This is a genomic window from Streptomyces sp. NPDC005151 (assembly GCF_053599875.1).
In genome coordinates, this window is record NZ_JBSFYR010000184.1 from 1 (window position 1) to 6,256 (window position 6,256).

The window sequence follows — 6,256 nt, forward strand, 5'->3', positions numbered from 1 at the left end:
TCAGCCCACCCGGCAGCGCGAACGCGCCATGAAAGGCTTCCGCAGCGTCGGCGGAGCCCAGAGATTCCTGGCCGCGTTCAGCGGCATCTCACCCCACTTCCGACCCCGCCGCCACCGGATGACCGCCACCGAATACCGCACCGAGATGACCACCCGCTTCGCCACCTGGGACCAGATCACCGGCGCCGCCGGCCTGCCTGCCGAAGCCTGAGCACCAGCCCGGAACCCCGGCCCCACCACACCCCGACGCACCGTCAGAGACCCACGCAGCCAACAACGTGACAGCGCCCGTACGAGGCCATCGTCAGCTTCTTTCCGGGCCGGTGAGGTGCGGCCACAGCAGCTTGAGGTCACGGGCGACCCGACCGGCCAGGACGTCGGGGTCGTTGGCCGTCCACTGGTGAGCTGTTCCGATGGCGTCGGCGGCCTTCGTCCTGGGGGTGCTCTTGTGGGGGAATGAGCCGGACTCCGCGCGGGCGGTGAAGGTCGTCGGGGCCGGCGGGCGGGGCAGGAAGAGCAGCGGGTGGTGCGGGGTGAAGTCGAAGTGACCGAGGCCGGCAGCGGCCTCTTCGTCGAAGAGCTGCGGCTCGGTCCACAGACCGACGGTGACGACGATCCAGGTGTGCGGGCGGTCAGGGTCGTTGCACAGCCACAGGTCGAACGTGCCGACCAGCAGGTCCCCCTTCCACTTCCATACCTTCGCCCGCGGATCGAGTTCATCGGCCCCGTCCCGGCGCAGCGGGATCAGGGCGCGCTCGAGCGGGGCGATCAGATCGTCGTAGGCGGTCCGCATGGCCACGCTGCCGGCGTGGTCGTACGTCAACTCGCGGTCCGGCGTGATCTCCCACTTCAAACCGTCGGGAAGCTGGGTGGTCAGGTACTGGCGCAGCGGGGCAATGGCCAGCGGCAGGCCGTCCTTGTCGAGTCGGGCATGCTCGGTCGCGGGCAGGCGGACCCACCAGGCGTAGTACGGCGTTTCGTCGTCGTAGGAGTCGTAGTCGACGCAGAGTTCGTACACGCAGCCCAGCGAGGCGGCCAGCTCCGTCATCGTCTCCTGGGTGCGCTCGTCCAGGTCCGGATCCTCGCCCGCGAGCTGCTGCGGGTCTTGGACCTCCAGGCGCCACACCACCCACTCGAAGTCCTTGAAGTCCGTCACGCGCACGCGCCCCTCGGCTCGAGGGTGTAACCCCTGCTGTACCCGGCCAACGTCCCGCTCCCCTGCTTCGCCCTGCTCCGACAGTCCAGTACATCAAGGCCCACGGGACGGGCGGGAACGTTCGGCGGCATCCGGCCCGGACGAGCGACGCGCAGGGCCGGCTGAACCCGGCGCACCGGCTCAGTCGGCGTCAGGGTCGTATCCGAGGCTCTCCAGGAGACGGCGGCGTTTGTCAGCGATCACGCAATTCCCCATGCCATGCGGTTTCAGCGTCACGTAATTCCCCACCCCGACGGTCACGATTCCCCAGGGGGACAGCGACCGCGTGCGCGATGCATCGCTCCCCGACGGCGGTGGACTGCTATCCGATATCGATCTTGAACGTTGAGGTGCTGCCGTCCCGGGTGGTCAGGGTGACCGGTCCGAAAGTGATGATTGCGCTTGACGTGCTGCCGGGCCCTCGATAGAAGCCTGCCGCCTTGGTAATCCTGACCGCCAGAGCTGCGAGAGCAGCTGCCTTCTGCTCGTCGGCCTTGACCTTTGGCTCTGCGAGAGCAGGGTGGCCATTGGCCTCGGCCCAGTCGCGAACGGCGCGGGCGTCGCGACTCATCTCGGGCAGGATGCTCTCGTTGGCCCATGCCCACAGCCACGATTCCGACGAGGAGCTGTAGCTGCCCAGGAGCTGCGCCGGCGCGGTGGCAGTCCTGTCGGGGAACGTCCAAGTGATGATGCCGGTTCGCTGGTCGAGTCCCCACCGGTCCGCCGAACCCAGCCCCCAGGACATGTGCGCGCGCCAGCTGATCGATCATGTCTTCGCCCTGCAAGAGCAGCGTGCTCAGCCCATCCTGATCAGGGCCCTGCGCGGCTCCTTCCGACTTGTCAGCTCGCTTGAAGAATCCCATGCGGCGAAGTCTGCCAAGGGCGGCTCCGTCCCACGGCACCGACCTCGGCTCGGACCCGGTCCATCCAACCGAGCAGCTGGGGAATTACGTGACCGCAGGGGCGGGGCATTACGTGACCGTCCACAGCGTTCGGCTTCCTCATGTTCAAGGAGTGCTGCCAGGACGCGCATGTCGCGGTGGGAGGTGATCGCGGCCTTGAGCACGGCGGCGAGGACGTCGGGCGGCAGGGCCTCGGCCTGGGTGGTGGAGGTGCCGCTGAACGAGCGGTGATCACTGACCTTCGGCGGCGCGGTGGGCAGCCCGTAGTCGGCGATCTGCTGCTCGGTCACCGCCAGGCGCTCGAAGACGACCTCCGTTCCCGGGGCGTCCACGGCAGCGAACGCGGTGACATCCTCGGCCAGCGCGGAGAACAGGTGGACCCCGCTTTGGTCCCAGTCGGAGACGACGAAAACCCTCACCGCGCGGTGTCCGTCAGCAGCCGCCCGCAGCGCTGCTCCCCGTTTCGCCGGCAGCCCGTTGAATCCGCTGCCCGAAACAGTGCCTCCCGATCGGGTTAGGACGCCTTGGCGTCCCTTTCCAGGATCCCGCTGCGGACCGTGCTGCGGCAACGCCTCCGGGCAGGGCAAGCCTGCCGCACGGTGAGCTTGCCCAGGGTCCCCTTGGGCTTGCCCGGCACTCGTGACCGGTCACATGTCCGCGGCCGTGACCGGTGACCAGCCGTGTGACCGATCCGGGTTGCACCCATCGGCCAAACCGCACGTCAGCGGTGTGACCGATCCGTGCAACCCGGGTGTCCGGATCGGCCAGCCGGTCAGCGGCCAGCTCCCCCGGCCAGGCGGAACTCCACGGCCCCCACCCGTGCAGCGCCCGGATGCCGGCTACCCAGTGGTGCGGTCGGGATCTGGGAGCTCCGGCGGGAAATGCCGCTCCAGGATCTCCGCCCAGCGATGCAGGACAACGAAGCCGGTAGTGTCTGCCTGCGCCTGGACCAGCTCGCTCAGGGCGTCGACGAAGGGCTGGGCAGCGATGTCGGCGGGCATCGCGGCGGCGGCCTTCCTGAGCCGCTCGTGCGCGGCGGGGAAGACGCCCCAGGCCCACGCGTCCTGCTCTCGGACCCGCTTGCTTCCCTCCTCGAAGTTGATCTGCATGATCGCGAGCGCCGGGCAGTCCGGGGCGTGCCAGGTCTCGCTGATCCCGCCGCCGGTCTTCACGAACGCGATGCGAGTGTTGTCGGGGCCCGGCAGGGCGAAGCAGTCGGTGCACTCGACGCGTTCCGTCTCCGGCTTGTCGGTCATCGCGGAGCTCCCTTCGGTGGAGGCAGAGCCTGCCATCCCGATCAACGGGCGACCAGGGGTTTCCTCCGCCGCAGCCCGTCGGCCCCAGGGCTCGAAGCAGACCTCTTCCCCTCGGCTATCGCGTGGGAAAGAGGTGTCCGCGCACGGGACCGGCTTGCCCACAAGGGTTGACCTGCAGAAATGGGCGGTGTCCGATTTGGGGGGTCCACACCTCCGGCAGTACCTCCGGTCCCCCGCTGAAAGCAACCGTCCAGCCCACTGTCCAGCCGCCCTTGGGTGCAACTTCCCTCCCGGCCGCACGGCACCGCTCCGTCAGGGCCGGGCAAGCCCCTGACAGTTCAGACAGCCCGGATCGCGGGCGCGGCCTCCAGGCGATCCAGTCGTTCGTAGAGAGCGCGGACGAGGCGGGCGCGGTTCTGGACGCAGCGCACGGTGCCCTCCACCAGCGTCGCGGACAGCTGGCCTTCCGCCTCGCGCAGGACGACGTCGGCGAGCGCCCGGGGGCCGCTGCTCTTCGGCAGCTGGTCGGCGGTCCTATGCTGCCCTGGCCGTGCCCTGGGCGCGGGCCAGCTGCCGCAGCTCGGAGCGCGCCCCGGGCACCGAGCGGGCGGTGTTCCAGTGCGGGTGCCACCACAGCTGTACGGACAGGCGTAGCAGGCGGCGGCGCAGGGCAGTGGTGTCACGGCGGTGAGGTGCGGCGAGTGCTTCGTAGGTGGTGTTCCAGGCGGATTGCGTCTGCACCAGGTCCTCGGGCTTACCGATCGTAGAGTCGGCCAGATGGGCTCTGAACTGTGGGAATGAGTCGCGGACATGTCCGCGACGTGTCCTTCGATATGTTCTTCGAGGCTCCCTGCGCGACGCACTGCGAAAACTCGGCATCCCTGTCGAGAAAGGCCGCACCTCGGCCATCCGTCAGCTCGTCCTCCAGGCCCCGGCGCCCGTCATCGCCCAAGCACTGGGCTACCACGACAAGAGCACGACCCGTATCGCTACCGAGGCCGGAGCCCCCCGGGAAGAACTACGCACTAGATGATCAATTCCAAGGGATGCCTGCGGAGGGTGTGGGGTGGGCGGAGGCCGAAGCCACCGCGAGACGGTCAGGCGGCGGGTTGCCGGCCCTGGTTGTCGAGGTGGCAGCGGGCGGTCAGGCGTCAGGGTCGACTTCGGGGTGCGTGAACCGCACGGGCTTGCCCAGCGACCGGGCGTAGGCGATTTCGGCTCGGGTGCTGTCTCCGATGTAGTCGCCGACTACGAGCACCTCATCAGCGAGCCGGATCTTCGCCCGGTGCAGATCGTCGAGTCGAACCTTCAGCGCCTCGGCCTCGACAGGATCGGACCAAAGTTCGTGCGGCGACTTCATGTCACAGCCCGGTTTGACGACAATCTTTCCGGCTTTGGTCTCCCGCAGATCGGCCTCGTTCATCTCGGTCATGAAGCGGGTGGAGCCGCAGATCACGACGATACGCGGGAGGCTCAACAGCTTCTTCGCGTCGGCGAGCTTCTCCTCGGGGGTGAGCAGTTGCGGGTATGACACTGGTTCCTCCTGGTGGTGTGGTCCAAGGGGTGCCTGCGGAGACGAGAACGAGGGTGTCCAAGATCGTTTTGTGACGAACGACGTGGACACCCTCGCGACAGCACTCTATGCGACGACCGACGACATGCTGAAGGAGCATCCCGACCTGGCGCCGTGGCGCCCGCCGGTCGGCATTACGCCCCGCCTGAGCGATGCCGAACTGGTCACCCTCGCCACGATGCAGGCCATACTCGGCTACACCTCCGAGGCCAAATGGCTCCGCCATGCCCGTGCCCACCTGCGCCACCTCTTCCCCTACCTGCCCCAGCAGCCCGGCTACAACAAGCGGCTGCGCAAGGCCGCCGGTCTGATGCGAAGCGTCAACCGGATCCTGGCCACCACCACCTCGGTGTGGAGCGACGACGTATGGGTCGTGGACTCCACCCCGGTGGAATGCGGCCGCTCCCGCGAGACCGTCAAACGCTCCGACCTGGCAGGTTGGGCCGAATACGGCTACTGCGCCAGCCACAGCCGCTTCTTCTGGGGCCTGCGCCTGCACCTGGTCTGCACCCTTCAGGGCCTGCCCATCGCCTTCGCCCTGACCGGGGCCAAGGCCGACGAACGCGAGACCCTCCTTGACCTCCTGGCAGCCGAATGCGAGCTTCTGCGAGAGCGCCCCCGACAGACTCTCATCGGCGACAAGAACTACTTCGGCCGTGGTTTCGAACGCGAACTGTCCGAGCATGGAGTCCAGTTGCTGCGGCCTGCCCGTAAAGGTGAACGGGAACGGCCTGGCGCAGCCCTGTTCAAGCCGCTGCGACAGGTCATCGAATCGATCAACGAGACCTTCAAGGGACAGCTTGACCTCGAACGGCACCGAGGGCGCACACCCGGAGGTGTCATAGCCCGCGTCATGCAACGCATCCTCGCGCTGACCGCCGCGATCTGGCACAACGACGCCACCGGACAAACCGTCCCACGATCACTGATCGCCTACGATCACTGACCCCTTGGAATAGATCATCTAGGCGACCACACACGCTGAACGTTCCCCTTGAACTACGCGCCGGGCGAAAGATCACACCGCCCGGCTGCTTTCACCCCACAGTGGTGACCATGCTGAACCGAGTAGCCGTCCTGTCCGACATCCACGGAGTCCTGCCGGCCCTGCAGGCAGTGCTCGCCGAACCAGACGTCAGCACCGCCGATCACATCGTGCTCACCGGCGACATCACCGCCGGCCCGCAACCCACCCAAGTTCTCGACCTGCTGACCAGCCTCGGCGACCGCGTCATCGGAACCCGTCAACCTGTTTGAGTCGGTTTGTTGATGTTTTTAGCTTGCTGCGATTTCTGTCTCGTCGGTCTGCTGGGCCGGCTTGTTGATCCAG

General features: G+C 67.5%; 7 protein-coding genes and 3 pseudogenes. 3 read left to right on the forward strand and 7 right to left on the reverse strand.

The features are described from left to right. Window positions 1-211: pseudogene (locus tag ACWD6R_RS39400) on the forward strand (IS6 family transposase); the annotation flags it as partial. Between the two features lie 93 nt (window positions 212-304). On the opposite strand, the gene ACWD6R_RS39405 reads toward ACWD6R_RS39400, so the two are convergent. From ACWD6R_RS39405 to ACWD6R_RS39435, 7 genes and pseudogenes are all read right to left on the reverse strand, one after another. Further along, window positions 305-1,156 carry a hypothetical protein gene (locus tag ACWD6R_RS39405; protein ID WP_451823164.1) on the reverse strand — a complete coding sequence of 284 codons (852 nt, stop codon included), beginning with the start codon at window positions 1,154-1,156 and terminating at the stop codon, window positions 305-307. A gap of 361 nt (window positions 1,157-1,517) precedes the next feature. Continuing rightward, on the reverse strand, window positions 1,518-1,940 hold the full coding sequence (locus ACWD6R_RS39410; protein WP_451823165.1) for a DUF6882 domain-containing protein: 423 nt from the start codon (window positions 1,938-1,940) through the stop codon (window positions 1,518-1,520). Between the two features lie 51 nt (window positions 1,941-1,991). After that, window positions 1,992-2,516 (reverse strand): hypothetical protein, encoded by a 525-nt coding sequence (locus tag ACWD6R_RS39415; RefSeq protein ID WP_451823166.1) that lies wholly within the window; start codon window positions 2,514-2,516, stop codon window positions 1,992-1,994. 420 nt (window positions 2,517-2,936) lie between these two features. Beyond that, complete coding sequence (locus tag ACWD6R_RS39420) at window positions 2,937-3,353, reverse strand: hypothetical protein (protein WP_451823167.1); 417 nt, start codon at window positions 3,351-3,353, stop codon at window positions 2,937-2,939. A gap of 338 nt (window positions 3,354-3,691) precedes the next feature. Continuing rightward, window positions 3,692-3,889 (reverse strand): annotated as a pseudogene (locus ACWD6R_RS39425) (restriction endonuclease); the annotation flags it as partial. Continuing rightward, window positions 3,888-4,094 (reverse strand): hypothetical protein, encoded by a 207-nt coding sequence (locus ACWD6R_RS39430; RefSeq protein WP_451823168.1) that lies wholly within the window; start codon window positions 4,092-4,094, stop codon window positions 3,888-3,890. The pseudogene ACWD6R_RS39425 and the gene ACWD6R_RS39430, both read right to left, overlap by 2 nt. A gap of 403 nt (window positions 4,095-4,497) precedes the next feature. Further along, the gene (locus tag ACWD6R_RS39435; protein WP_037743720.1) at window positions 4,498-4,887 is read right to left on the reverse strand and encodes a hypothetical protein; all 390 of its coding nucleotides are present in this window, start codon (window positions 4,885-4,887) and stop codon (window positions 4,498-4,500) included. Window positions 4,888-4,957: 70 nt separating this feature from the next. On the opposite strand from ACWD6R_RS39435, the gene ACWD6R_RS39440 reads away from it, so the two are divergent. Further along, window positions 4,958-5,872 carry an IS982 family transposase gene (locus tag ACWD6R_RS39440; protein ID WP_451823169.1) on the forward strand — a complete coding sequence of 305 codons (915 nt, stop codon included), beginning with the start codon at window positions 4,958-4,960 and terminating at the stop codon, window positions 5,870-5,872. 110 nt (window positions 5,873-5,982) lie between these two features. Beyond that, a pseudogene (locus ACWD6R_RS39445) lies at window positions 5,983-6,162 on the forward strand (metallophosphoesterase family protein); the annotation flags it as partial. Window positions 6,163-6,256: the final 94 nt, after the last annotated feature.

Coding starts and splice junctions, on each gene's coding strand:
- ACWD6R_RS39420 (WP_451823167.1), bottom strand. CDS start 3,353: ATGACCGACAAGCCGGAGACGGAACGCGTCGAGTGCACCGACTGCTTC.
- ACWD6R_RS39410 (WP_451823165.1), bottom strand. CDS start 1,940: ATGTCCTGGGGGCTGGGTTCGGCGGACCGGTGGGGACTCGACCAGCGA.